Source organism: Companilactobacillus sp. FL22-1, assembly GCF_043951805.1.
Classification (GTDB): Bacteria; Bacillota; Bacilli; order Lactobacillales; family Lactobacillaceae; genus Companilactobacillus.
In genome coordinates, this window is the sequence record NZ_JBINJY010000002.1 from 254,749 (window position 1) to 281,054 (window position 26,306).

Annotated in this window: 19 protein-coding genes; 13 read left to right on the forward strand and 6 right to left on the reverse strand. The window is 36.0% G+C overall.

Features of this window, described 5'->3' with window-relative positions:
- Position 1 precedes the first annotated feature (1 nt).
- Positions 2–982, reverse strand: coding sequence for an AraC family transcriptional regulator (locus tag ACG72T_RS02720; protein WP_395264448.1), 981 nt, complete (start codon positions 980–982; stop codon positions 2–4).
- Between the two features lie 130 nt (positions 983–1,112).
- On the opposite strand from ACG72T_RS02720, the gene ACG72T_RS02725 reads away from it, so the two are divergent.
- From ACG72T_RS02725 to ACG72T_RS02755, 7 genes are all read left to right on the forward strand, one after another.
- Positions 1,113–1,892 carry a hypothetical protein gene (locus ACG72T_RS02725; RefSeq protein WP_395264449.1) on the forward strand — a complete coding sequence of 260 codons (780 nt, stop codon included), beginning with the start codon at positions 1,113–1,115 and terminating at the stop codon, positions 1,890–1,892.
- The gene (locus tag ACG72T_RS02730; protein ID WP_395264450.1) at positions 1,889–3,757 is read left to right on the forward strand and encodes a hypothetical protein; all 1,869 of its coding nucleotides are present in this window, start codon (positions 1,889–1,891) and stop codon (positions 3,755–3,757) included. The genes ACG72T_RS02725 and ACG72T_RS02730 overlap by 4 nt, the downstream gene beginning before the upstream one ends.
- 108 nt (positions 3,758–3,865) lie before the next feature.
- Positions 3,866–4,849 (forward strand): family 43 glycosylhydrolase, encoded by a 984-nt coding sequence (locus tag ACG72T_RS02735; protein WP_395264451.1) that lies wholly within the window; start codon positions 3,866–3,868, stop codon positions 4,847–4,849.
- Positions 4,850–4,863: 14 nt separating this feature from the next.
- Positions 4,864–6,336 carry a PTS transporter subunit EIIC gene (locus ACG72T_RS02740; protein ID WP_395264453.1) on the forward strand — a complete coding sequence of 491 codons (1,473 nt, stop codon included), beginning with the start codon at positions 4,864–4,866 and terminating at the stop codon, positions 6,334–6,336.
- A 39-nt stretch (positions 6,337–6,375) separates the two neighbouring features.
- Complete coding sequence (locus ACG72T_RS02745) at positions 6,376–8,772, forward strand: glycoside hydrolase family 3 N-terminal domain-containing protein (protein ID WP_395264454.1); 2,397 nt, start codon at positions 6,376–6,378, stop codon at positions 8,770–8,772.
- A gap of 19 nt (positions 8,773–8,791) precedes the next feature.
- Complete coding sequence (locus ACG72T_RS02750) at positions 8,792–9,052, forward strand: SemiSWEET family transporter (protein ID WP_395264455.1); 261 nt, start codon at positions 8,792–8,794, stop codon at positions 9,050–9,052.
- A gap of 74 nt (positions 9,053–9,126) precedes the next feature.
- Positions 9,127–9,945 carry an alpha/beta hydrolase gene (locus tag ACG72T_RS02755; protein WP_395264484.1) on the forward strand — a complete coding sequence of 273 codons (819 nt, stop codon included), beginning with the start codon at positions 9,127–9,129 and terminating at the stop codon, positions 9,943–9,945.
- A 375-nt stretch (positions 9,946–10,320) separates the two neighbouring features.
- Here ACG72T_RS02755 and ACG72T_RS02760 read toward each other — a convergent pair whose 3' ends face one another.
- The 3 genes from ACG72T_RS02760 to ACG72T_RS02770 all read right to left on the reverse strand — a co-directional run bounded on the left by ACG72T_RS02760 (position 10,321) and on the right by ACG72T_RS02770 (position 17,706).
- A complete protein-coding gene (locus tag ACG72T_RS02760) occupies positions 10,321–12,819 on the reverse strand; it encodes a Cna B-type domain-containing protein (RefSeq protein ID WP_395264456.1) in 2,499 nt (832 codons plus the stop codon).
- A gap of 391 nt (positions 12,820–13,210) precedes the next feature.
- On the reverse strand, positions 13,211–14,611 hold the full coding sequence (locus ACG72T_RS02765) for a glutamate decarboxylase (protein WP_395264485.1): 1,401 nt from the start codon (positions 14,609–14,611) through the stop codon (positions 13,211–13,213).
- Between the two features lie 314 nt (positions 14,612–14,925).
- Complete coding sequence (locus ACG72T_RS02770) at positions 14,926–17,706, reverse strand: cation-translocating P-type ATPase (protein ID WP_395264457.1); 2,781 nt, start codon at positions 17,704–17,706, stop codon at positions 14,926–14,928.
- A 539-nt stretch (positions 17,707–18,245) separates the two neighbouring features.
- Between ACG72T_RS02770 and ACG72T_RS02775 the strand changes: the two genes are divergently transcribed.
- The 3 genes from ACG72T_RS02775 to ACG72T_RS02785 all read left to right on the forward strand — a co-directional run bounded on the left by ACG72T_RS02775 (position 18,246) and on the right by ACG72T_RS02785 (position 20,461).
- Positions 18,246–18,899 carry a VTT domain-containing protein gene (locus tag ACG72T_RS02775; protein ID WP_395264458.1) on the forward strand — a complete coding sequence of 218 codons (654 nt, stop codon included), beginning with the start codon at positions 18,246–18,248 and terminating at the stop codon, positions 18,897–18,899.
- Between the two features lie 5 nt (positions 18,900–18,904).
- Entirely contained in the window at positions 18,905–19,576 is a 672-nt protein-coding gene (locus tag ACG72T_RS02780) for a phosphatase PAP2 family protein (RefSeq protein ID WP_395264459.1), read from the forward strand.
- Between the two features lie 63 nt (positions 19,577–19,639).
- Complete coding sequence (locus tag ACG72T_RS02785; RefSeq protein WP_395264460.1) at positions 19,640–20,461, forward strand: Cof-type HAD-IIB family hydrolase; 822 nt, start codon at positions 19,640–19,642, stop codon at positions 20,459–20,461.
- Between the two features lie 96 nt (positions 20,462–20,557).
- Here ACG72T_RS02785 and ACG72T_RS02790 read toward each other — a convergent pair whose 3' ends face one another.
- Positions 20,558–21,475, reverse strand: a complete 918-nt coding sequence (locus tag ACG72T_RS02790) for an ArsR/SmtB family transcription factor (protein WP_395264461.1) — start codon at positions 21,473–21,475, stop codon at positions 20,558–20,560.
- 192 nt (positions 21,476–21,667) lie between these two features.
- Between ACG72T_RS02790 and ACG72T_RS02795 the strand changes: the two genes are divergently transcribed.
- The 3 genes from ACG72T_RS02795 (at position 21,668) to ACG72T_RS02805 (ending at position 25,785) form a co-directional block, all read left to right on the forward strand.
- Positions 21,668–22,918, forward strand: coding sequence for an MFS transporter (locus tag ACG72T_RS02795; protein WP_395264462.1), 1,251 nt, complete (start codon positions 21,668–21,670; stop codon positions 22,916–22,918).
- Between the two features lie 14 nt (positions 22,919–22,932).
- Positions 22,933–24,747, forward strand: coding sequence for a glycoside hydrolase family 2 protein (locus ACG72T_RS02800; RefSeq protein WP_395264463.1), 1,815 nt, complete (start codon positions 22,933–22,935; stop codon positions 24,745–24,747).
- A gap of 216 nt (positions 24,748–24,963) precedes the next feature.
- Positions 24,964–25,785, forward strand: coding sequence for a Cof-type HAD-IIB family hydrolase (locus tag ACG72T_RS02805; protein ID WP_395264464.1), 822 nt, complete (start codon positions 24,964–24,966; stop codon positions 25,783–25,785).
- An 86-nt stretch (positions 25,786–25,871) separates the two neighbouring features.
- On the opposite strand, the gene ACG72T_RS02810 is transcribed toward ACG72T_RS02805, so the two are convergent.
- Positions 25,872–26,306 (reverse strand): aldo/keto reductase (locus tag ACG72T_RS02810; RefSeq protein ID WP_395264465.1); only part of this gene is annotated, 435 nt, incomplete at its 5' end.

Genomic DNA, 26,306 nt, shown 5'->3' on the forward strand with positions numbered 1-26,306 from the left:
GCTATTCCTTGCTAGCCGAAGGTAGTCTATGATACTTTTCTTGATATTTTTTGTAAAAGAAAGATATGTTATTGAAACCTGAATTTTCAGCACACTCACGTATAGAACTATTAGAGTTTCTTATAAGTGATTCTGCTCTATCTAAGCGTAGATTAATTAGCAATTGGGAGAATGTTCTTCCAGTTGCTTTTTTTATTAATGTACTTACATAGCTTGAATTGTAGTTAAAATGGTGAGCAATATCATCCAAGCTTAATTTTTGATAATTTTGATCAATATATTGAAGAATCAATAACACATCAGAATGAGATTTACTTGTTTGTTTATTGGTTTGATAATTGAATATTCTGACCAACATCGTGAATAGAATCGAAATCAAATTTTCAATAATTTTATCACTTCCGATTCCTGGCTCTAAATGTTCTGTAATAATCTGGTTTATGATCAACCTAATTTTATTATCTTGTGAGTTTTCAAAAACGATATATTGATTGTGACTTTGTGACTCTGATAAGGCATTAAGGACAAAATCGAAAACGATTCCACCGTTGTAGTTGTCTTGACTAATTTGTCGGAGAAAATAATCTTTTTTAACCAAGATGTTAATTATAATATCATCTACACCAGTATTATCTATTGAGTGTGGAACATCAGTATCAACTAAGCAAATCTGTCCTTTGGTTAATTTTACAGTATTTCCGTCGATTACTTGAGTACACGATCCAGAATAAACGTAATTCAGTTCAATGAAATTGTGTACATGCAGTGGAACTGGGACAAATCGAGTATGTTTGACAATGTTGAAGCTTTGTCCGGTAGGAATCAAATCTAAATCATCAAAAATGTAGGCTTCTTTTCCGTTAATTTCCGTCTTTTTCAATCTATCGTAATAGTCGGCGGAAAGCTGGCTATTTCTTTTTTTATAATATTCCTCTCTCGTTGTCAGTTTATGCAATCTCTTATAAACGTCGGTAATTTCCATACGAATTCCTCTTTCCAAAGATATGTTATATATTCTATATCCTTATGACATTATATTAAAGCGCTTTCTTTTATAAAATGTAAGAGTAATCAATAAATCAATGTATTTAAGTTTAAGAGAGGTACATCATTTGAAAGTAATAAATAATCTTATAAGCCAAAAATATGATAACCACTTGTTTCCATTCGTTTGGATGCACGGAGAATCTGAAAATACTATAAAAAAGTATATTCAAAAGATAAATGAAACTGGCATTAAAGCAGTATGCTTAGAGTCCCGTCCACATCCAGATTTTTTAGGTGAGAAATGGTGGAAAGATGTTGAAATAATAATAAAAGAATGTAAAAAGAGAAAAATGAAAGTATGGTTCTTTGATGATCAACATTTTCCAACAGGATATGCCGGAGGGGCGCTTGAAAAGGTTGAGAATGAGCATTTAAAAAAAACTTTTTTGGATCAATCTCAGTTGGATTTTTCGGGGCCGATGAAGAACAGTACGATTATGGTCAATTGGGCCACCGGTAACCGTCCTCATATTATGAGCGTTGGAAAAGAATCTGATGTGAACTTAGAAAAAGACACTAACAAGAATAAAACAGTCGCGGTTCTTGCTGCCCCCAAATTGGGCTATAAAAAAATTCAAGAAGATAAGATTTTAAATTTAACAGATAAAGTAAAGAATGGTGTCCTGTATTGGGATATTCCAGCTGGTGATTGGACAATTACGGTAGTATATATAACTCACGAGGTAGGTGAGCAAGCAACCTCCGGTTACTTAAATCCGTTAGTTCCCGAAGCAACAGATTTATTATTGAATAATGTTTATCAAAAACATTTTGAACATTTTGGTCAATATTTTGGAACAACAATTGATGGTTTTTTTCCGATGAACCTCGATTTGGTAATGTGAAGGGTCCGGATGCAATCATTGGTAAGAAAAAAATGGCATTGCCTTGGGTTGAAGGTTTAGAAAAAAAAATTGCCGACAAATTAGGGATGAATGTGTCAGATGTTATCAAACTATTGCCACTATTGTTCAATGGAGAAAGTCCCTTAGCACATGAAATTCAATATTCATTTATGGACTTAGTTAGTTCACTTTACAGTATTAATTTTTCAAAGCGTATTGGAAATTGGTGTAAAGCACACAACGTTAAATATATCGGTCATGTAATTGAAGATAATAATGCTCATGCTCGATTAGGATATGGTTCTGGACATTTCTTCAGATCGATGGTTGGACAGGATATGGCAGGCATTGATATAGTTTTGCATCAGTTATTGCCAGAACATAATAATGGCTATTTTAATGCGATGACATCAACGGGATGGGACGGGGAGTTCTTTCATTATGCATTGGCAGAGATGGGAACATCCTTAGGACGACTTGATCCTAAAAAGCATGGCAATACAATGTGTGAAGTGTTTGGAGCGTTTGGTTGGTCTGAAGACTTAACATTTATGAAATGGATTGCAGATCATATGTTAGTACGTGGAGTTAATAATTTTGTTCCACACGCATTTTCTATGAAAGAATATCCCGATTCAGATTGTCCACCCCATTTTTATGCTCATGGCAAAAATCCACAATATAAAGGGATGGGAGAACTTGTCTCATACATGAACAAGGTATCAACAATCTTTAGTGGTGGTGAACACGAATGTAACACTGCAGTTCTTTATCATGGCGAAGCCGAATGGTCGGGAAAAAGAATGTTAGATCAAAAGGTAACAAGAAAACTTGATGAATCACAGATTGGATTCGAGATTGTTCCGTCAGATTACATCATTGAGAGTTCATTAACGAAAAAAGCAACGTTTATTATTAACAAAATGAAATTCAACAATTTGATAATTCCATATAGTGAACGTCTTCCAAAAAAGCTTATATTAAAATTGATTCAATTAGAGAAAAATAACGTTAATATCTTGTTTATAGGTGGTCTACCAAAGGGTATTAGTGATGATTTGAAGAACACATCATTATTGAATGAGTTAATTGAAAGGTCTTCTTCAATTGAATTATCTGATTTGATAAAAAATTTGAATGATCTCAAAATTATCCGTCTTAACTCCAAGTCATATACCCCATGGTTAAGGTTTTATAGTTATAAGCTACACGATGGTTCTGTTCAGATGTTTTTTAATGAAAGTACAAAGGTAACCATTTGTAAAAAAATAAATTTAAAGAAAAAAAATTGGAAAATATATGATCCCACTTTAGATAAAATAATTGATCCGGTAATTAATGAAGATATTCTTAATATCAAGCTAGAACCATCACAAACGTTAATTATTTTTCAAGATGATTCAGAAAAGAATGATGATTATTCATATAGCAATATTTGGGAAACGTCACTTAAGGATAATAAGTGGGACATAACATTCGATGGGGTTGGACTGACAAAAAAAGCACCAATAGAGATTAAAAGCAAAGGCCTTCCTTTGTTGGGGCTCGGTGACGAATATTGTAATTTTGCTGGAACAGTCTCGTATTCAACGAAAATTAATATTTCTAAAAATAAAGCAATAATTTATTTAAAAGATGTATCTGGATTGCTTACAATTTCTGTAAATGGAAAACAAGTCGGAAGCCGAATCGGAACTCCATATGTGTATGATATAAGTTCATATATAAAAAAAGGAATAAATGACATAACTATTACTTGGACAAGTAGTTTGGGGAGGTATCAACGGGATTATCTCTCACAATATTTGGTCTTAGGCCCACTTGGTATTACAGGTGATGTAATTGTAAAAGAGTTTGATTTCTAAAAAGGAGCCCTTAACATACATCTAAAGATATGTTATATATTAGCAATTCAAGTGTCATTGTTGAGATTGTTGAAAGCGCTTATATTTAATGAGTGAAAGGAGAAAGAAATGAACAATAAAATTCATCAAGGTGGTGCCTGGTATGATACTACTGGTAATAGAATTCAAGCACATGGCGGCAGTATTTTAAAAATTAAAGATACTTATTATTGGTATGGGGAAAACAAAGAATTGACAGTGCCAGGTAGTAATATTTGGCAAAATGGAGTCAATTGTTATTCTTCTAGGGACTTTACAAACTGGAAATTTGAAAATACTATTCTAAAAAGTTCAGATGATCCAGATAATCCATTACATCCAACAAGAATTATGGATAGACCACACATTATTTTTAATGAAGCTACACAAACATATGTTATGTGGATGAAATTAGTTGGTACAAAAGAGGAACCTCATAATTGGAATTATCAGTATATGGGTATTGCAACAGCAAAACATATCACGGATGACTTCAAACTTGTAAACAAAATTGTTCCTTTAGGAATGAGCAGCGGGGACTTTGATCTTTTTGTCGATGATAATCAAAAAGCATATCTTATTTTTGGGAAAGTTCATACTGAAATTATTGTTGCAGATCTAACAAAAGACTATTTGAATGTTACCGGTGATTTTACAAGTCATCTTCATTTCATCGGTCCACCAATTGCTCGAGAAGCACCAGCTGTTTTTAAAGTAAAGGATAAATATTATCTCTTTACATCTGGAACAACGGGATACTACCCAAATCCAACATTATTAGCAGTTTCCGACAATATTCATGGGCCTTGGTACATTGCGGGAAATCCTATAATTGATGATTTAAAAAAAGATTCGTTTAATTGTCAATTTAGTAGTGTATTCCATGACACTGACACTCATCAATTAGTTGCAATTGGTGATCGATGGGTTCCTGATCAAAATGCAACGGTTGAAAAAAGTTCCTGGAATATAAACACAAGTTTATCTGAATATGTTTGGCTTCCAATATCATTTGGTAACGAAGGTCTTCCTGAAGTGATTTGGCAAGACGATTGGAATATGAATGACTTATAAAGGGGGAAATTACAATGGATTTAAATGATATGGCTACCGAAATAGTAGATGCAGTCGGTGGTAAAGAAAATATTCAAGGCTTAACGCATTGTGTAACGAGATTAAGATTTGTTTTAGTTGATGAATCAATTCCTGATGATGCACGAATTAAAAAAATTAAAAAAGTTATGGGTGTCATGCGTGCTGGCGGTCAATACCAAGTTATTGTTGGTAGCATTGTCAATGATGCCTATGATGCCGTTGAGAGGGTGTTAGGTGGAACTACATCGGCTGCCGATGCTGAAGTGCCAGAAGATTATGAAGTCGCACCGAATACATCAACGAATAAAAAGGATGAATTAAAAAATAAATTTGCCAAGGCAAAGGCAAAGAACAACACAACATTATTTAATAGAATATCTCGTGCTATGGTTAAGATGATCTTCCCGATCATCCCAACAATGGCTGCAGTCGGTATTTTAAAAGGTTTAATGTCAGTGACCTTGTTATTTGGATGGTTAACTACTAAAGATGGAACATACATCCTTTTAACGAGCATTAATGATGCATTCTTGTATTTCTTGCCAATTATTATTGCAGTATCTGTTTCTAAGGCAATTGGCTCCAGTCCATATATTGGTGTCGCAATTGGTGCCACACTGGTCTTACCGGCAATTGTAACGGCGACAACGAAAAATGTAAATATGAGTTTCTTAGGTATTCCTGTCTTACTAAAATCTTATGGTAATTCTTTGTTCCCAACAATGATTAGTACGTTGTTGGCTGGAAAATTTGAAAAATACTTAAAGAAATATATTCCAGACTATCTTGAATTCCTTCGTATCATGGTTATTTTGATTGTTATGGTTCCCTTCACGTTTATCGTCATCGGACCGTTATTCACACTCGTAAGTAAATGGCTTGCTGCCGGAACAATGGGTATTTATAATCTTTCTCCACTAGTTGCTGGTGTATTATTTGGTGCCTTTTGGCAAGTTATGGTTCTATTCGGTCTCCACTATGCTTTCATTCCAATTTTGACTGATATTACATTACGTGAAGGATCTAATGCTTTTAATCCAATTTTAGGTCAAGGCGTTTGGGCACTAGCTGGTGCAGCACTTGGATTTGCTTTGAAGACAAAAAATAAAGAACTCAAGGCAACAGGATTCTCGGGCATGACCTCAGCATTATTTGGTGTAACTGAACCAAGCATCTTTGGTATTGCTTTACCATACCGTGTACCATTTATTAGTGCCATGATTGGTGGTGCCGTAGGTGGATTGCTATCTCCAATTTTGAAAGTTAATCAATATTATCCAGCCGTTGCCGGTGGTATTTTAAGCTTTGGATCATCAATGAATCCAAATGGGAATCCACAATCCGTAATTGGTTATTTCATTTGTTTCTTCGTAGCATTTATTATTAGTGCAATATGTTCATATATTCTTACGACAGATAAGAAAATCGCTGAAATTAATGGTGGCGAATTACCTTCTGATAAATAATTATTAGTTTTTTTGCATCAAGATCAAAGGAGTTTATCTATGTCAATAATTAAAGATTACAAGGATGCGACAGCCAGTTCCGAGGAAAGAGCTAATGATTTGCTTTCTAAAATGACCCTTGTTGAAAAAATAGCTCAATTAAGTTGTTACAATCCAAAGGATAGAAGAGGTCCAAATTTAGACAAGGATTTTATTCACGGAGTCGGTTCCGTCGCATTTCTAGCTGCAGCGTGGTATAAGAGTCCGAAAGAAGTAACAGAGAAATTAAATGAATATCAACGTAAAGCCATTTCAAATAGTAGATTTGGGATTCCTGCACTATTTCAAGTGGAGACCTTAACTGGGGGACTCATTCCAGGAGCAACCAGTTTCCCGTCAGGTATTGGCCGTGGCTCAGCCTGGAATCCAAACCTTGAGAATCAAATGGGTCAAGTTGTCGGAAAAGAGATAAGTTCATTTGGAATTAGACAGGCTTTATCTCCCGTATTAGATGTTAGTCGTGATCCAAGATTTGGTCGAGAAGGAGAAAGTTACAGTGAAGATCCGACTTTAGTTTCCGAGTTGGGAACTGAATTCACAAAAGGGGTTCAAGAAAAGCATCATACAATTGCCACTGCCAAACATTTTATTGGCTATCATGGTGGAATGGCTGGAATTCACGCAGCACAAGTCGAGATACCAGAACGTGAATTGTGGGAAACGTATGCAAAGCCATTTAATGCTGCAATTAATCAAGGAAACCTGATTTCAGTAATGAACGCATATAGCTCTGTTAATGGGGAATCAGTTTTAACTTCAAAATACCTGTTACAAGATAAGCTTAGAAAAGAAATGAATTTCAATGGGCTCTTAGTGTCAGATTATGCTTCTATGGAAGAATTAGTGACCAGATTACATTTAGCAAAAGACTTTGATGAAGCGGCCATTAGAGTATTGGAAGCTGGATTCGAAGTTGAATTGCCATCGCCAGTTCTGTTCAATGAACGACTATTAAGATTGGTTAATACTGGAAAGATTAGTGAAAATCTGATTGATTGTGCAGTTCAAAGACTTTTGAAAATTAAATTTGATTTAGGACTCTTTGAACATCCCTATGCTAATAACGATACTATATCTACTAAAGATGACTCAAAGGCCAGAAAAGTAAGTCTTAATTATGCCCGAGAATCAATGGTTCTTTTGAAAAATGATGGTATTCTTCCGTTAAAAGAGGATCAATTAAAGTCAATTTCATTGATAGGACATCATATTAAATCAATCCGTAGTTTGTTTGGCGGTTATTCCTATATGAGTGTCTTGGAACTTGCAATGGGGACTCGTAATACTATGGCTGGGATAGGAAAAGATGATGGTTCGAATAATAAACCAGTTGAAACATATCCTGGAAGTAATATCGAACTGGAACATCCTTATCTTGAAAAGGCTGCAAATAAAATCTATAAAGGATGCCATAATATCTTTGACGAATTTACATACAAGCATCCGGATATAAATTTCAAATATAGCTACGGATTCCCTTACGCTGGAAATACACATGAATATTTTACAGAAGCATTAGAAAATGCGGAAAATACCGACATTTCCATTGTTACAGTAGGTGGAAAATATGGTTGGGGCACCTCTTGTACAACAGGAGAAGGAATTGATTCAGCAAGTATTAATTTGCCTCAGGCTCAAGAGGATTTTTTAAATGAGTTAGGTAAAAGAGGACTTAAATTCATCGTGGTTCATCTTGATGGGAGACCTATTTCAAGTGATGCCGCGGACAAATACGCTTCTGCAATAATTGAAGCATGGAGTCCCGCTCAATTTGGAAGCGTTGCGCTAGAGGAAACTATTTTTGGAAAGAATAATCCTAGTGGCAGACTTCCCGTAACAGTTGCCTATTCTGCAAGCCAGTTACCCTTAATCTACAATCACGACAATGGTTCAAGTTATGATGTCAATACTCAAACTTATTTTTCATCATATACAGATCTATCACATGAACCCAGATATTATTTTGGATATGGACTTTCTTATTCAGATTTTGAATATGAAAATCTATCAATTAAGGATAAATCCATCAACGCTGATGAACAACTACAGTTCAATGTGACTATTGAAAATACAAGTGATGTGGACGGACAAGAAACAGTACAAGCGTATCTCTCTGACGAATACGCATCTATGATGCGCCCCGTAAAAGAGTTAATTGGCTTCAACAAGGTCAATTTAAAGGCACACGAATCAAAAAAGGTTTCATTTAAATTAGATGCCTCTCAACTAGCATTTTTAGATAGCAAAATGAAGTGGAAGGTGGAAGCTGGAAAATTCAAATTATTGATTGGATCATCTTCAAATGATTTAAAACTAAGTGATGAATTTGAAGTAATGAATAATCAATATATTAAACGTTCAGAACAAAAGATGTGGGCGGACACATCAATAAATTAGGATGAAGGGGAATTAAAGTATGGATTCCAAAAGAACCATTCTTCTTGGAAGGTTTGCAATGCTTCTATCAATCCTAATGTATGTATCTTATGTTCCACAGATAATAAATAATCTGTCTGGAAATTATGGAAATCCGATACAACCACTATTTGCAGCCGGAAATTGCATTTTATGGTGTTTATATTCATTATTAAAAAAATATAAGGATTGGCCAATATTCTTAGCAAATTTACCAGGTATTGCATTAGCGCTGATTGCATTTATTACAAGTGTTCATTAACCACATTAAAACCAACTTAAAATCAATTTAGGTTGGTTTTTCGTATATTAATTAAAAGGAAGAAAATACTCGTGATGCAGAAAAGTCTCAAATATAAAGAAACAACTTTTACTATTAATCCATATTGGGTAGACCCAATAGTCGATTTCAATACATTATCTGATAGACCCTTAGCAATTATATGTCCTGGTGGTGCATTTAAATTTCTATCTGATCGTGAATCACAACCTATTGCGTTTAAATTTAATTCAATAGGGATGCACGCAATTGTTTTGAATTATTCATTGATTTCAGAAGAAAAAAATGTTTTTCCAATAGCACTGCAAGAACTGGCTACAACACTTAACTGGGTATACTCGCAAAGGAATGAACGACATATTGATGTTCAGAAGGTGGTTTTAATTGGGTTTTCTGCTGGTGGCAATGTAGTTGCCAATTATAATTCTTTAATGATGAATCCAAGTCAAAGAGAAAAAATATTTCCAAACAATATTCTTATAGAGCCATCTTCAAATATTCTTAGTTATCCAGTTGTTGACTTAACAATAGGATGGCCTAAAACAAATAATGCCCGTAATGAAATAACTTCGGAACAAGTATATTGGCGTGCTGAAAAAACTCTTACAAAAATGGGTAAACCAACTTTTATCTGGCAAACAGTAACAGACGAATTGGTACCTGTTCAGAATTCTTTGTTATATGCTTCAAGAATGATTGAACTTGGAATTAAATGTGAATTGCATTTATTTGGCTCAGGTAATCATGGTTTATCTTTAGCAACTTATGTTACTCAAGATAAAGGGTATGCTTCTCAAGTAAGTGAGAATGATGCTATTTGGTGGGACTTAATGACAAATTGGTTGAAATTACAAAATATTTTACCTAATAAATAATTAATTATAAATCAATATTGTTGAAGAACATCATTCATTGAATTACTATTTAATATGATTCAAGAAAACGATTGTCAGATTTAAAACAAAAAATAAGACAAACTAAAAGACCCAAATCAATATATGAAGTGCTCCTAAAGTTGATAGACATAATTTAACAACTTTAGGAGCATTTTTTTATAACCAAATACTCCTCAGAATTCAAAGTTAAATTAGTAAATGATTATTTTGATGGTAAGAAGTAAATAATCGACCGTATTGCTTTCCAAAGATCAAAAAAGACTTAAGATCATTTCATCTGAGAAAAAATCGTGCCAGTAGAAATTATCTACCAACACGATAAAGTTTAGACACAAAAATTAGAATAGAGTTTTTTTAAATTTTCTTTTTGAATAAGTAAAGCGCAAAACCAAGTGTTAACAATCCAAGCAAGCTATATATTCCAGCAGCTTCTTTAGTTCCTGTTTGTGGAAGTAAAGAACCCTTTTTGTCTGTTGAGTTAACCGGAGTGTTTGGTTGTGAAGGAGTACTTGGAATTAGTGGATTGCTTGGTAGACCTGGAGTTTTTTGATCATTTGATCCCGTTGGATTCAGAGGAGTCTCAGGATGCTCCGTCTGATTTGGAACAGACGGAATGGTTGGAGTAGTTGGAGTGGTTGGTGTAGTCGGTACGTCAGGATTAGTAGTTGTCTCAGGTGTATGTGTATTGGTAATTTGGACGCCACCATCAACTACATCGAGATTAGAAGTGTAACCGGGCACTGTGACCTCTTTAACAGAATATTGAATATCAGTATTGTTGCTCTGTTTGTCAAGTTTATCCCACGTGTACGACCAATTATTTTGTTCGTTCAAAATAACTGGAGCACCACTATTTTTGCCATCAGCGGTTAATTGAACTTCAACTTTAGTAGGACGTAATTTGTCTTTATCGTTATCGTCATTCCAACGTTTGGTAACGGTAAAAGAACGTTGATTGGTTGTCGGAGTAGTTGGTGAGTTCAGCGTATTAGTGATGACTTGGGACAACGAAAGTAATTTAAGATTTTTATCTTTATTATAATTTACTTCACTAGAATTACTTTTATAACCATTTGGCATTGAAATTTCTTTAGCGGAGTATTTTATTTCATTATCGCTAGCATCGAATAGAGGCAATCCCTTAAAAGTATAGGTCCATTTATTATTGCTATCTAAAGTAACAGGATCACCAACAGGTTCATTATTTTTATTAAGTTGAATAAGTTGAATTTGAATAGACTCTGGTCGGTCAGAAGCATTGTCATCAACCCATTTTTTTGTCACAGTAAATGGTACTGCTAGTGTGTTAGTTATAGTCTTATCATAATCATTACCATTATTGATGGTTTGGGTTGAAATGTAATTATAGGGTTGGTCGATCTCAGATACATATAAATAAGGATCTGCATTTGAAATTGGAAGGGAATTTGACCACTCATTATCGTCATTTAAGCTAATTGTCCCATATGACTTGTGATTTCCATCGTAAACACCGACGGTAATTGAGCCAGGACGGTTTTTGTAGTTGTTACCGTCGTGCCAGATTTTTTTAACCTTCATTTCCGGTAAAACATTTTTTATATCGTAGTTAGTTGGATCAGTGATTGCTATGAAACCGTCAACTGGTTCCTCACTGACAGTATAGTGATATGCGTCTCCATTTTCGTCATATTTAGGTAAGTTATAGAAAACGTATGACCAGTTGGTATCTTTCGTAACAGTTTGAGAATCTTTCTTTTTACCATTACAATTCAAATCAACGACGATTTTTTCGGGGATTGCAGTACCACTGGGTACTTTCCATATTTTGTGACCCATAATAGAAGTTATTTCATCAGTGCTTTTAGCATCGCTTCCAATTGTAGTTGTAGGTTGATTGATAGTGATGTTCTGGATTTCGTCGTGATCAGAAAGCAAATCACCGGTGTTAGCGTATGAAGTAGACTTATTATCTGGATTGGTGATTTTAGTGTAATAAGTGATAATGGCTGTCTTTTCAAGATTTCCAAAATTGATAGTAAAAGTTGACTTGTCCGCAGCAATGGCTGGTTTCAAATCTTTAAATGCATTATCGGTATCATTAGTTAAGTTACCATTGCTGTCAGTTGAAGCAGAGTTAACTTTTATTGGATGATCTTGATCGGTTAATAACTCTTGGTTTGGTCCAATTGTATCTTTGTACGAGGCGTTGGCAATTGTTTCACCTTTGTAGTTGACTCTGACGGTCCAGAGAATAGTATCGCCGGATCCAACGTAACTACCGTACTTGTATAAAACTTCAGTTGGGGAAGGAGTATTGCCTGTGCCAGTATCAGTTCCCGTGCCCATACTGTAATCGGGATTGTCTGGTGTCACTGTTCCTTTGATATTCCAGTCTAAATGGATAGGATTTTCAGTAGAAACTTCATTCAAATTCCAATTGGTGCTGACATAGAATGATCCAGATACGGGTCCGTTTTTAGACAAAGTCTCGGCTTCTTGATTAAATGTTATCGTTACAGTTCCAGATCCGATATCGCCACCTTTTTTTAAGGTAGCCGTGCCAATTTGTTTACCATTAGTTAAGTCATAAATTGGTTGTCCCTCAGTGATATCGCCAGTAATTGTCAACTGTTCTGGAACAGTTACATTCATGGTGTCGTTGGCGTGCACACCTGAAGTTGGAGTTTTAAATTCCCAATAAGCTCTGATATCTTCATATTTCCCAAAACTTGACTGCGATTTCCCCTCGGAATTTTGTAATTCCGCTTTAGTAATTAATTCGCTGCCCCAATCTTTGCCAGCTGTTCCGGCTGAATTACTATCATCAGTAGCTTTAACAATATTTACTGAACTAGTCATAAAGATAGACAAAATTATGATTAGCAGACTAAATATGTTATTTCCCTTTTTAAACATATTTAAAATCTCCCTCAATATTAAAATAGATAAGTCTTATTCGACAGATAAGAACTATTACAATTATTATAATACTATTATTTATATCCTCATAATGTAGATTTGAGAAAAAATTATAGAGAATTGATTCAATTAATTTGATTAATATGATAAAAAGGACCAATTGATATAAATATTGGTAAATTAATTAAGTTGTATCAAGAATTATTGTATTGATAAAAATCAGACAAATTTAAAAAATAAAATCAAATATCGATAGTTTTTAAAAAAAGCTGAAGATTCGACTGATACAGTATTGTATCAATCGATTCCTCAGCTTTTTGGTTAAATAAAAGTTCTAAATTGTTTAATGCGTAAATCCATAAGTTTTAATTTCTTTAGGTTTGTGGAATAGAATGTGTGAGTTTTTTAATTCTTTAATTGCGGCATGAAGGTCTTCAGTAAAATCATAGGCCATATTCATCCCAAAATCAGAGCGCACAACCAGACGTTGGACAATTTCTTTATCCAAATTGGCTGGCAGTGGGTAAGCAGGTACTTGCCAACCGTTCATCAAGAGACGATCAGACAAATCATAAAGAGTCCACTCTTGTGCGGAATCGTCTTTTAATTTGTAACAAATGATTGGTAATTTTGCGCCGTCATTGACCATCTCGAATAGTCCGGTTTTGTTGATCTCAGAAGCTAGATATTGTGCAACGTCATGGGTTCTGGTATGAATCAATTTGTAGCCATCGTAACCATAGCGAATGAAGTTGTAGTATTGGCCAATCAATTGGGATGCACTATGCGAGAAGTTGATTGCCATTGTTGGCAATTCTCCACCCAAGTAACTGACTTTAAAGACTAGCTCTTTAGGCAAAAACTGTTTATCACGCCAAAGTATCCAACCAACGCCAGGGTAGACTAAACCATATTTATGACCGGAGGAATTGATTGAAACAACATTTTTGAGACGAAAATCCCATTTAAAGTCTGGATTCATGAAAGGAGCATAGAAACCACCCGATGCGGCGTCGACATGGATATAAATTGGAAACTTACTATTTTTATTGTGAGCTTCAACTAGTTTATCTAGTCCTTCAATATCATCATATTGGCCGGTATAAGTGATTCCCAAAATTCCAACGATTCCAATCGTATAATCATCCACATAATCCATGACTTTATCTAAGTTCATTGACATGTGATCTTTGTCCATCGGTACAGTTCGCATTTCAATATCCCAGTAAACACAGAACTTTTCCCAGCAAACTTGATAGCCGGAACTGATGATTAGGTTAGGCTTTTGTGCATTGACATCGAGACCTTGTTTTTCAGCATTCTTACGCCACTTAAATTTCATGGCCATTCCACCAAGCATGCAAGCTTCAGAAGAACCAATCGTTGACGTTCCCATATACTTTTCCTGAGGATCTGCGTTCCAAAGGTGGGCAATCATATTGACACAACGGTTTTCCAGATCAGTTGTCCGGGGATATTCGGACTTGTCGATGGCATTTTTGGAAAGAGTTTCACTCATTAATTTTTCGGCTTCTGGTTCCATATAAGTTTGACAAAAAGTTGCCAGATTCAAACGAGAATTACCTTCATCTAATAATTCATCTTTAACTAATTCATAAGCTTCTCGAGGCTCGATTCCTTTTTGATTCAATTGATATTTGGGAATGTCCTTGTCCTCAGCTGCGGAGCCAAAAATTGGTTTTAAAAACTTTGATTCACTTTGACTGTCTTTTCCATAAAGCATGGCCATAGCAATCATCTCCTAATTAGTTTTGATTAATGCCTTAGTATATCTTCAGGTTTATCAGGAACCGAATCATATGACAGTTCATTTTTACCATGAAAAGCACAAACAATAAAGGAAATTATCAAGATCGTAATTAAAACTTATGCCTAAAGTTGTTTGATAAGCAACCACTTCACGGCACTTATAAGAGTATAAAAAAAGAAACCTACCGATTAAAGTATGTTTCTTAGAAATAAGTCTTTACCAATACAATCTAAATTAGATCTTCAAAGGTTGGCTTATGTAATAACTGTTTTATAAAATGTATTATTTTAAGTTCGAGAAGAGTGTTGCTGTTTGGTAAAATTACGTCTGACAAAATACTTTCTGATTTCTTCAATTAGGAAGATAGGGATAGGAATCAAGAATAAGAAGACCCAATCTCTTAATTGCAGAGGTGCTGTATTGAAGACAGATTGAACACTAGGAGTGTAAACCAAGACCGCTAGTAAGATGATTTCAAAGATAATACCGACCCAGATTCTGGGGTTACTGAAGATGCCTAGTTTAAAGACCGAGGTATATTTGGTACGACAGTTGATGGCAGCCGCAATCTGACAAAAGATAATCGCTGCTAGAGTCATCGTTGTTGCTCGATTATAGCCGATACCGGTTGAGAATAAATTCTTAGCTGGCCAACCATTCTCGATATTGACGAAGAAATAAGCCAAGGTGGAGACTAGAGAAGCCATGCCACCATACCAAGCAAAGGCCTTGATAATCAAATTCTTGTTCAAGAGGTGAGAATTTCGTGAACGAGGCGGTTGGTTCATAATACCAGGTTCAGGCTGTTCGGAACCTAATCCTAATGCTGGCAACATATCGGTTCCCAAATCGACAGTTAAAATTTGTAAAACAGTCAGTGGCAAAGGAATCAATCCTCGACTGAGTAAGAACAAAGCTGAAGGGACGGCTTCGGGCATATTAGAGTTGAAGATATATAGTAGGAACTTTTGAATATTGCTATAAACAGTCCGACCTTCTTCAACCGCGGCCACAATGGAAGCAAAGTTGTCATCGGTTAAAACCATATCAGCTGCATCTTTAGCAACATCGGTGCCGGTAACTCCCATAGCAACACCAATATTCGCTTTTTTCAAAGCTGGAGCGTCATTGACACCATCACCAGTGGAAGCAACAATTTCTCCCATATCTTGAAGAGTGGAGACGATTTTATATTTTTGTTCAGGAGCAACTCGGGCAAAAATAATTTCACCTTTTAAAGCTTCTTTTAGCTGATCAGAATTCATCTGATCCAATTCAGCTCCCGTGACGACTCGAGCCTGATTACTAGTAATACCAATTTTTACAGCAATGGATTTGGCTGTGATTTCGCTGTCACCTGTAACCATCACAATCTTAATATCAGCATTGTGACATTTTTTGACAGCATCATAGATTTCAGGACGAGGAGGGTCAGCCATGACAGTAAGGCCTAAGAAAATCAAGTTTTCTTCGGTATTGTCAATCTTTAGATTATCAACTTGGTACTGGTCCGCTTCTACAACTCGATAGGCAAAAGCCAGTGACCGCAAGCCTTGGGTCGCAAAGTTTCGATTAGCTTGATTGATTTTTGCTTTATCGTCGTCAGTCAAAGACCGAACTTGGCCATTGATCTGGATCTTCGAGCATTTTTTCAGTAGGTCACTGAGCGATCCTTTAACAGCAAAGAAAAGCTTATCATCCTGTTGATGAATCGTGGTCATACATTTCCGATCTGAATCAAAAGGTAATTCCTTAACCCGTGGATTCTCTTTGGCAGTTTCAGTAGCGTTTAGGCCAGCTTTTTGTGACACGATTACTAAAGCTGCTTCGGTCGGAGTGCCTAAAATCTTGGGTTTGTGAGTGTCTTTTGCATATTCGATCGTCGTATCATTGTTAAGTGTTGCTATTTTTAATAATTGACTGAGATCAGGGTCAGTTTGAAAATTGAAATCTTGCTGGTTCTTTTGAATTTTACCGTTGTTTACATAACCTTGACCAGTAACGGTATATTGTGCATTAGGTAACCAAATATGATTGACGGTCATTTGATTTTGAGTCAAAGTACCAGTTTTATCAGAACAAATAACTGAAGTTTCACCTAAAGTTTCGACACTATTCAAATCTTTTACAAGGGCATGTTTCTTAGCCATTCTCTGGACACCTTTAGCCAATGACAAAGTGACAGTAGGTAATAAACCTTCGGGAATAAAGGCTACGATCATACCTAATGAAAAAATAAATGATTTGGCAATGGGGTTGTGAACAAAGAGGATTGCTGCAATGAAAAAGATCAAGCCAAAGCCAATTGCAATAATGGAAATTTGTTTCGTTAAACGATTTAATTCGAGTTCTAGGGGGCTAGCTTCCTTATTTTGTTTTTGAGTCAAGGAAGCGATTTTACCAAATTCAGTATTCATCCCCGTTTTCAAAGCCACAGCCTTGGCTGTTCCGGCACCAACCGTAGTTCCAGCATACACTAAGTCCGATTCCGAAAACTTTCCTTCACCGGCTACGAATTTAACATTTTTTGATTCGGGGACAGTTTCTCCAGTTAAAGCAGATTGGTCAACTTGAACTGAAGTAGCGTCTAACAGTCTGGCATCAACCGGAACTGCATTACCAGCTTGTAAATCAAAAATGTCTCCAGGGACTAACTCAGTCGCATTGACTTGTTCGACTTTCCCGTCACGATGAACTTTAGTATAGGTAGGCAACATTGCCATTAATGAGTCGGTAGCTTTGGCGGCCTTAAATTCTTGCCAATAGCTGAACAAACCGTTGATAATATTGACTAGCCAGATAGCAATGCCTAATTCCAGTGATCCACTAAAGATAGCAATAAAACCACTGACCCAGAGCAAGATTGCCATTAGACTGGCAAAGTTTTTCAGAAAAGTAATTAATTGTGATTTCTGCTTGCTACGGTGAATTGTATTTTGACCATATTTAGTCAGACGCCGTTTGGCCTCGGAGTCGGTTAAGCCGTTAACATTTGTCTTAAAGTCTGTCAGTAACTGATTGATTGGTTCAGTTGCGAGATTAACTTTTTCAGATTGAATATTTTTCAATTTAATCACCAACTTTGTAAATACATAGAATATTTGGTTCTCAATATCCCTTATTATAAATCTGTTAAGACATTTTGAATGAGATAATTATAAATATTTATACCTAAAAATGATTATTTGGCCAAACTGCAAAAAATATTTGGAGAATCTTGAAATAGTGATTATCGCGGTGAGAAATTTAGAACCGTAACCTTCACACAGATTTTTTTAAACTTAGGTGTAGCGTTATATCGATGAAAAAACTTAATAATGCAATTATTTGTGTTTGATTTTTGATGATTGGCTGTTAATAATATAGGCCGATGAATTACTAGTTCATCAACACACAAATGGATACCAGATTATTATGTCAACAACTAAGCAAAATATTTGGTTGCAAATTAACGAGGATCTTCAGTGATCTTGACCATTAAGAATGGTTGATTCACTGAAGATTTTTTTATTTTCTGAAAAATTCTCAGAATAATTTAATTTTTTGTATGTGGAAGGCCTGTGGCTAAATAGTTAAGCTAGCTGTATTAATTCAGGAGGACAAAACAATGACGGCCATGACACTAGGCGCAATTTTTAATTTAACAACTTTATTGCCAGCACTGATCAACCAGTTTGGTTCATTGGTATACGTGGGTTTATTCATCATCATCTTTGTAGAAACAGGTTTAGTTTTTTTCCCTTTTCTACCCGGTGATTCACTGCTCTTCTTGAGTGGTTCAATTGCAGCCATTGCTAACCAAGGACTGAACGTCTATGCCTTGATTATTCTTTTGAGTATTGCGGCTATTTTAGGCGATTCAACTAATTTTGAAATTGGTAAACGGTTTGGAAAGTATTTGACGACGAGTGAAAAATGGATGAAACGCATTAATCCTAAACATTTAGAAACAGCTCGAGCATTCTTTCAAAAGCATGGAAATAGCGCTATTTTTCTGGGTAGGTTTGTTCCTATTGTTAGAACATTGGTCCCATTTGTGGCTGGTGGTAGTGAAATGCCATATTACAAGTTCATAACTTATAACTTTTTAGGTGGGATCTCTTGGGTCCTTGTCGCAGTCCTTTCGGGATATTTCTTTGGCAATATTCCCTTAGTTAATCAACATTTTGAGTTGATTATGGTGGCAATTGTAATTGTTTCCTTATTACCAGTTGCCATTGTCAGCTTAAATGAACGAAACAAGGTCAAGAAAGAAGGATAAACAAAGTGATTTTTGAGAAAAGAAAAAATCGTGGCATTGAAAGTTTTAGTTTTTGTCTAGCATTTATATTTTTATTGATTGCGGTGAAATTGAATGCTGACTGGTTAGTTAGCTTAGATTCAATGATTCAAAACATTACCACAATCATGACTGATTCATTTTTAGCAAAGATTTTTCAGTTTATGGCGGTTCTTGGCAGTCCCGGAGTAGTTGTAGGAATCAGTCTGTTGATTGCAATTATCTTTTTGGTCAAAAAAGAAGATGTTACTGCACTTTGGATCACCTTTACGATTCTTGGTGGCGATATGATTGCTTTAATTTTTAAAGAAATTGTTCGTCGTCCTCGGCCATTGCACGTTATTGGCGGTGAATCAGGTTTTAGTTTTCCAAGCGGCCATGTATTTGGAACCACGATTTTGGTATTGATCATAATTTATATCGTTGTACCAAGAATTAAAGGTTATGAAAATCGGTTCGTCTTAACCAACATTATGTGGCTTTGGTTATTATTGATGGCAATTTCAAGAGTTTGTCTGCGAGCTCATTTTCCATCTGATGTAGTCGGAAGCATCTTATTAGCTACCGGTTGGTGGAAATTCGCTCAGATTCTTTATCTGAAATTTTACGGTTTAGCTAAGGACACAATTGACCGAATTCGTTTGATGTTGGCAAAATAGATTCAATTATCTCAAAATCATTTTTGTGATATGATAAAAAGATGATTTTATGGAGGTAAGTGGATGACGATTAAATTAGTTGCCTTTGATATGGATGGAACGTTCCTAAATGATAAAAATACTTATAACCACCAACGATTCGGTGAGATTTTAAATAAACTACGTAATAAAAATATTCGGGTCGTTGCGGCCAGTGGCTCTCAATACCAACGGTTGCAAGATCAGTTTAAAGAATTTAAAGAAGAAATGGATTTTGTTTCCCAAAATGGAGCGGCAGTTTATAGTAATGATCAACCACTTTTGATTCAAGCAATACCAGAAGAAGCGGTCAAAGCGACCTTGAAGATTATCAATCGTCAATTTGCGGCAACTGATATTGCAGAACATTTGGTAGTCGGTTTGAAGTCGGCTTATGTTGACCAAACGATTTCTCAAGCTGCTTATGATTTGACTTATCATTACTATAATCACTTACAACGAGTTGAGGACTTGCCGTTAGTGACCCCGAGCAGTTTGCAGGATCAAATCACAAGTATCGGCGTTACATTCCAGCCACATGTAGATATCGTAGCAGCTATCAATGACTTGAGAAGTTCTTTGCCAGTTGGATTATCTAGTCAGACATCTGGTTATAATACAGAGTTGATCTGTGAGGATTCGGTTGATAAAGCTACTGGTTTGAGCAAGTTACAAGAAAAATTCAATATTGCGGACGATGAAATTATGACTTTTGGCGATAATGAAAATGATTTGAGTATGTTGCAACTGACGCCGTATGGTTATGCAATGGCCAATGCTTCAGACAAAATCAAACAACATGTTAAACACTTTACTGATACAAATAACGACGAGGGTGTCTTGAACGTTTTGAGCCGTTTAGTCTAAAAAAAAGTATCTTCAGATTTTTACAATAGTCTGAAGATACTTTTTTTTTTGACAAGAAGTGATTCCAGCGATTATTCGTTGAAAACATTTTAACAGTTAATTGTTTTTTGATTCGGTGTAATAAACAGTCACTTGGATGTCCTGAGGGTAATTACCAAACTGATGTCCAAAAATAGTCAGGCCGTGTGGAGATCCGCTTGGTGGCAAGGTCTCAAAGGCTAAACGTAATGGAGCTTGATTAGATATTTTTAGTTGGGACAAGTTGACGTCAGAGATTTGTTTACCATCAACACCAGTGTTTTGATCGGTGATTCGAATATGCTTTAACACACCATATTGACTATAATCTTTATCCCACCAACTAGGAGTAAGTCGGCCCCGAACATCGGAAAAATTACCGGGTACTGTAAAGGCACCTAAAAATTGGTTATTTATATAGCATCCAATTGATGAGGGCCAATTGTTATTAGAACGAGGGAATTCGGAAGACATTTCCGCAGATATTTCGAGCATTTTAGGTTGAATATTTGGAGGTAGTTCATTGGGAATCTGATACTCAATTCTTCCTTTCGTAAACCAAAGTAACTGGGCTTGAAAACGATCAGGCAATAAAAAAGCATTGGGATCATCAAACTTACCAATTACCCTAGAGTCATCTGCTAGACCACAGCTAGCCGAGACGTTTTGAATCGCAAAGTAGTTACCCAAAGGGATTGAATAGGTCAATCTTTGATATTTGGGGAATAATAATCTAGGTAGATGAATATTAATATCTTGAACTGCTAATTCCAACTTGTTTTGACGATCATCATCAGAAGCTTTTTTTACTATGAGACCGGCATCTAACAATTGTGCCAAATTCTTTGAGATCGCCGACTCGCTCAAGGACATCTTTTTAGCTAATTCAGAAGCTGTGGTAATACCTGAACCGATATTACGAATGATTTCTAAACGGATCTCTGAACCTAATGCTCGATAAACTGGCAATGCGTGGTTGCTAACATCTAAATCCATAACATTTTCCTTTCCATTTTGGTTAACTATTTCAAATATCAAGTAATCGATTACATTGATATTTGACTTTTTAGTAAAAGCGTCAAAGTAGTGTTGTAATCGGTTACATTCAATGTTAATTTAGAACTGGCCAAAGATATTATAACATATTTAGTTAACTAAACCATTAAGTGTCTGGGAGGGCGAAAAATTATGGAAGTACAACACGGTCATGTTAATGAACATTCTTCTGAAAATAAATGTCCAACTCGGCTAGGGATGGCTTTACTAGTCGGCCCTGCGGGTTGGCTTGGTGCTTATGTTGGTCTTTCTGCAACATTATTACCTAGTCGTATTGGTGCGATTGATCCAACTAATAAAGTTGCATTGGTAGCATTATTCTCGACAGTTGCGATGATTGTTTCCGCAATTGCTAATATCGTTTTTGGAGCTCTATCTGATATGACGAGAAGCCGTTTTGGTCGGAGAACTCCTTGGATCATTGGGAATTCAATTGTTTCAGGTTTATTTTTAGTAGCACTAGGTGTTTCAAGAAATATCTGGATGATGCTGGTAATGTGGGCCTTATTCGAAATTGCTTCTAATGGAGTTGTGGCACCTATGGTTGCCCAAATTTCTGATCGTGTACCAAAGCGCTGGCAAGGATCAATTTCTTCCTTCTATGCTGTTGGTATGTCAGTTGGTAATTATGGTTCAGGTGTTATTGCTGCTCAATTTTTAAACAATGTTGTTTCCGGTATTATTTTCTTTGCCATTTGGACAATTGCTCTCGGGTTGATTTCAGCTTGGTTGGCTCAAGAACCAGGTAATCAGTCTGATCAAGAAACTAAAGTTTCTATGAAAGAGATTCTAGCTAATTTTAAAGTTCCTACCAAAGGCGCCAAAGATTATTATTTAGCTTTAATCGGTAAATTGTTGATGGTAACCGGACAATATATTATTGTCGGATATCAGCTTTATATTTTTAAGGACTACATGAAGTTAAATGCAGCAGCGACCGCAAGAACTTTGACTTTAATGTCAACGGCCTTAATGATCACCGGTATTTTTTGCCCAGCAATTGTTGGACCAATTGTTGATAAATTACATCGGGTAAAAGGCCCAGTTGCTATCACGACAATTATGCTTGGTGTTGGTGCATTTCTTCCATTCTTGTCTCGTTCACCTTGGACAATGATTGCTTACGGTGTTATTGCCGGTATCGGTATGGGCTGTTACAGTTCCGTCGACCAAGTTCTTAATATTCAAGTTTTACCAAATAAAGATAATGCTGCGAAGGATTTAGGTATTATTAATCTTGCCAATACCGCAGGGATGGTTTTAGGACCAATTATTGCGGCCATTATCATTTCAAATTGGGGATACCAAGCAATGTTCCCAATTGAAACTGTAATCTGCATCATCGGCGGTGGCATTATTATGATGATCAAGAGTGTTAAATGAGGGAGTAGTTTGCGATGACAAAAAGAACGGAATATCCACGTCCACAATTTCAACGTAAAGAGTGGACTAGCTTAAATGGAACATGGAACTTTGCTTTTGATGATAAAAATATTGGTTTATCGAAAGAATGGTTTCAGAATCCAGAGTTTGACCAAAAGATTGAAGTACCATTTGCTTATCAAAGTAAATTGAGTGGAATCAACGAATTGGACCCACATGATGTGGTCTGGTATCAAAAGGATTTCGAATATTCAAAACAAGAAAACCAAGCTTTATTATTACACTTTGGTGCGGTCGATTATACTGCAACCGTTTGGGTCGATGGTGAAAAAGTCGGTCAACACGTTGGCGGTGAAACAAGTTTCTCATTTGATATTACGAATTATTTGAATTCTGAAAGGAGCCACTCATTAGTCGTCAGAGCTGAAGATTTAACTACTAATGAAGAACAACCACGTGGCAAGCAAAACTGGGTTGGACACAGCTTCTCGATTTTCTACACCGGGACAACGGGAATCTGGCAGCCAGTTTGGCTTGAACCAGTAAATGTTGAACGAATCAAAGATTTGAAGTTCATCCCTGATATAGATGAAGGAACAATTAGAATTATGGCTGAACTGGAGGAGCAACATCGAAATCCAGTTAATGTCACAATTCGTTATGATCAAAAAGAGATTTGCCGAGTTACGGTCAAACCCGAAGCAAACCATGTTGACATGACCTTGAACCTCTTTGATCATCATATTTTCCGCACAATGTTTCATAATGATGGTTGGACTTGGACGCCAGACCATCCAGTCTTGTTCGATTGTGATGTTGAATTGAGATCAACTGATGACCTAGTACTGGATCATGTAAGTAGTTACTTTGGGATGAGAAAGATTCACACTGAAGACGGACAAATTTATCTCAACAATCGTCCACTTTATCAAAAACTAGTGCTTGATCAAGGCTATTGGCGGGAGGGATTATTAACAGCTCCCAGTGATGATGCCTTTAAGAAAGATATCGAAATGACTAAGGAGATGGGCTTTAACGGTTGTCGGAAACATCAAAAGGTTGAGGACCCAAGATTTCTATATTGGGCTGACAAATTAGGCTTCCTAGTTTGGGGTGAAAGTGCAGCCGCACCAGCCTTTACTGCAAAATCTATTCAAGAAGTAACTGACGAATGGCAAGAGATCATCCAACGTGATTTCAACCATCCAAGTATTATCGAGTGGGTTCCAATCAATGAAAGTTGGGGAGTTCCTCAAATTCACTCTGACCATCAACAACAACATTATGCTCAAGCACTTTATCATTTGGTACACGCCCTTGATTCGACCAGATTAGTCGAGTCAAATGATGGTTGGGAACAAACCATTACTGATGTCTGTGGCATTCATAATTATGCCCAAGGAAATAAAGATGAACCTGAAAAATATGCTCATTTTGTCGATTCATTAGCAGATTGGCAGCGTCTCGTAGCTCAACCACCTGGTGGCTGGAGAACTTTTGCTAAGGGATACAAATATCAAGGTCAACCAATAGTTTTGACTGAATGTGGTGGAATTGGTTATAAGAAAGCTTCTAATGATGCTGGTTGGGGTTATACATCAGTCAGTTCAGATGAAGGTTTCTTGAATGATTACGGTCGAGTAATTAAGGCCATTGCTAAGTCGCAAAGTTTAGTAGGTTTTTGTTACACCCAACTCTGTGATGTTGAACAAGAGGTTAATGGATTATTAACTTATGACCGAGAATTCAAAGTCGATCCAAATAAGATCAAAGCAATTAATGATTTCTTTGTTCCCGCTAGTGTTAAACCTTTCGATGATAAAAAATAGTCAATTATTTCATTAAAATGTTCCATAATTGTTAGATATATAAAATCCAGCAATTATGGAACATTTTTTGCGATAAAAACTGTGGTGTTGGATATTGTTGCTCATTTTAGAACAACTTAGGTAAACAAAATTCTTTTTATTAGTCATGATGGTTGCGTTTACAGAAATAGTTCGCTAGAGTATTAAGGTAAACCTAAAAGTTGAGAGGGTATTAATATGTATAAAATGATTGTCTGCGATCTTGATGAAACGTTAATGAATGATGATGGAACTCTATCAGAGAAAAATGCGGCCGCAATTCAGGCAGCCACTGCTAAAGGAGTTCATTTTGTTCCCAATTCGGGTCGTAGCTATACGTCCTTTCAAAATGATTTAGAAAAAATGCATTTGAAAGACCAAGTCAACGAGTATTCTATTTCTTATAATGGCGGATTGGTTTTGGAGAACAAGAATAACAAGCCCTTGATCATCAATGCTATGCCATTTGAAACTGCAAAAGCTGTTTTTGAAGTAGGTGCTAGTAATTCAAAAGCTGATACGCACGTCTATACTCAAGATAAACTCTACATTTATCATCCAGTTAAAGATGACACGGATTATTTAGAGAATCGAGGCGTTTCCTTTGAAGTAATGGAAACACCTGACTTCGATCGTTTTAAAGATCAAAATATTATGAAAGTTATCATGGCTTTGCCAACAATTGAAGAACGCAAACAAATGCGTACCGCTGTCGAGAGTAAAGTTGACCCTAGTAAATTAGCGACAACTTTCTCTTCTGGTCGTTACGTTGAATTCAATCCAGCGGGGATCGATAAAGGTAGTGCAGCGATTCAATTGGGTGAAAAGTTGAATATTAAACCGGAAGAAATTATTGCAGCCGGTGATAATAGTAATGATTTGCCCATGTTACAAGTGGTTGGTTTACCGGTTAGCGTTGCTAATGGGATTGATACTGTTAAAAAAGCCGCTAAATATATCACTACTGCCGATAATAACCATGATGCTTTGGCAGAAGTTATAAATAAATTTGTTCTGTAGAAAAACTTTTTTCCACACAAAAACATCCTAGTAAACTGATCTTCTTTGAGGGTCAATTTTACTGGGATGTTTTTCATTTTGGGAAACTATCCAATTATTTTGTTTATTTGTTCGATCTCATCTGCAGAAAACTTTAAGTTATCTAAAGCCTTTAAGTTATCATCTAGATGCTGATTATTAGTCGTACCGATAATCACACTGGCAACGACTGGGTCTTTTAATAACCAAGCCAAAGACATTTGACTGAGCGTTTGATCACGATTCTTGGCAAAGTCGTTCAAGGCATTTAATTTCTTGACCAGGGCAAGTGGTCCATTGTCCAACAAACTAGCATTAGTATGATGAATATGAAAATCCTGTGGAATTTCTTTCAAATAACGGTCGGATAATAAACCTTCACTCAATGGTCCATAAGCAATCACGCCAGCACCGTTATCTTGTAATAGTTTTGCTAAACCGCTAGTTTCAACGTGATTGTTCAACAGATTTAAGCTCATTTGATCGAGGACAAAAGGAGTTCC

What these genes read in the sequence shown, in the direction of transcription:
- ACG72T_RS02775 (WP_395264458.1), top strand. Translation starts at nt 18,246, where the DNA reads ATGACGGCCATGACACTAGGCGCAATTTTTAATTTAACAACTTTATTG.
- ACG72T_RS02790 (WP_395264461.1), bottom strand. Translation starts at nt 21,475, where the DNA reads ATGGATTTAGATGTTAGCAACCACGCATTGCCAGTTTATCGAGCATTA.
- ACG72T_RS02805 (WP_395264464.1), top strand. Translation starts at nt 24,964, where the DNA reads ATGTATAAAATGATTGTCTGCGATCTTGATGAAACGTTAATGAATGAT.
- ACG72T_RS02740 (WP_395264453.1), top strand. Translation starts at nt 4,864, where the DNA reads ATGGATTTAAATGATATGGCTACCGAAATAGTAGATGCAGTCGGTGGT.
- ACG72T_RS02795 (WP_395264462.1), top strand. Translation starts at nt 21,668, where the DNA reads ATGGAAGTACAACACGGTCATGTTAATGAACATTCTTCTGAAAATAAA.
- ACG72T_RS02735 (WP_395264451.1), top strand. Translation starts at nt 3,866, where the DNA reads ATGAACAATAAAATTCATCAAGGTGGTGCCTGGTATGATACTACTGGT.
- ACG72T_RS02785 (WP_395264460.1), top strand. Translation starts at nt 19,640, where the DNA reads ATGACGATTAAATTAGTTGCCTTTGATATGGATGGAACGTTCCTAAAT.
- ACG72T_RS02755 (WP_395264484.1), top strand. Translation starts at nt 9,127, where the DNA reads ATGCAGAAAAGTCTCAAATATAAAGAAACAACTTTTACTATTAATCCA.
- ACG72T_RS02765 (WP_395264485.1), bottom strand. Translation starts at nt 14,611, where the DNA reads ATGCTTTATGGAAAAGACAGTCAAAGTGAATCAAAGTTTTTAAAACCA.
- ACG72T_RS02800 (WP_395264463.1), top strand. Translation starts at nt 22,933, where the DNA reads ATGACAAAAAGAACGGAATATCCACGTCCACAATTTCAACGTAAAGAG.
- ACG72T_RS02750 (WP_395264455.1), top strand. Translation starts at nt 8,792, where the DNA reads ATGGATTCCAAAAGAACCATTCTTCTTGGAAGGTTTGCAATGCTTCTA.
- ACG72T_RS02745 (WP_395264454.1), top strand. Translation starts at nt 6,376, where the DNA reads ATGTCAATAATTAAAGATTACAAGGATGCGACAGCCAGTTCCGAGGAA.
- ACG72T_RS02720 (WP_395264448.1), bottom strand. Translation starts at nt 982, where the DNA reads ATGGAAATTACCGACGTTTATAAGAGATTGCATAAACTGACAACGAGA.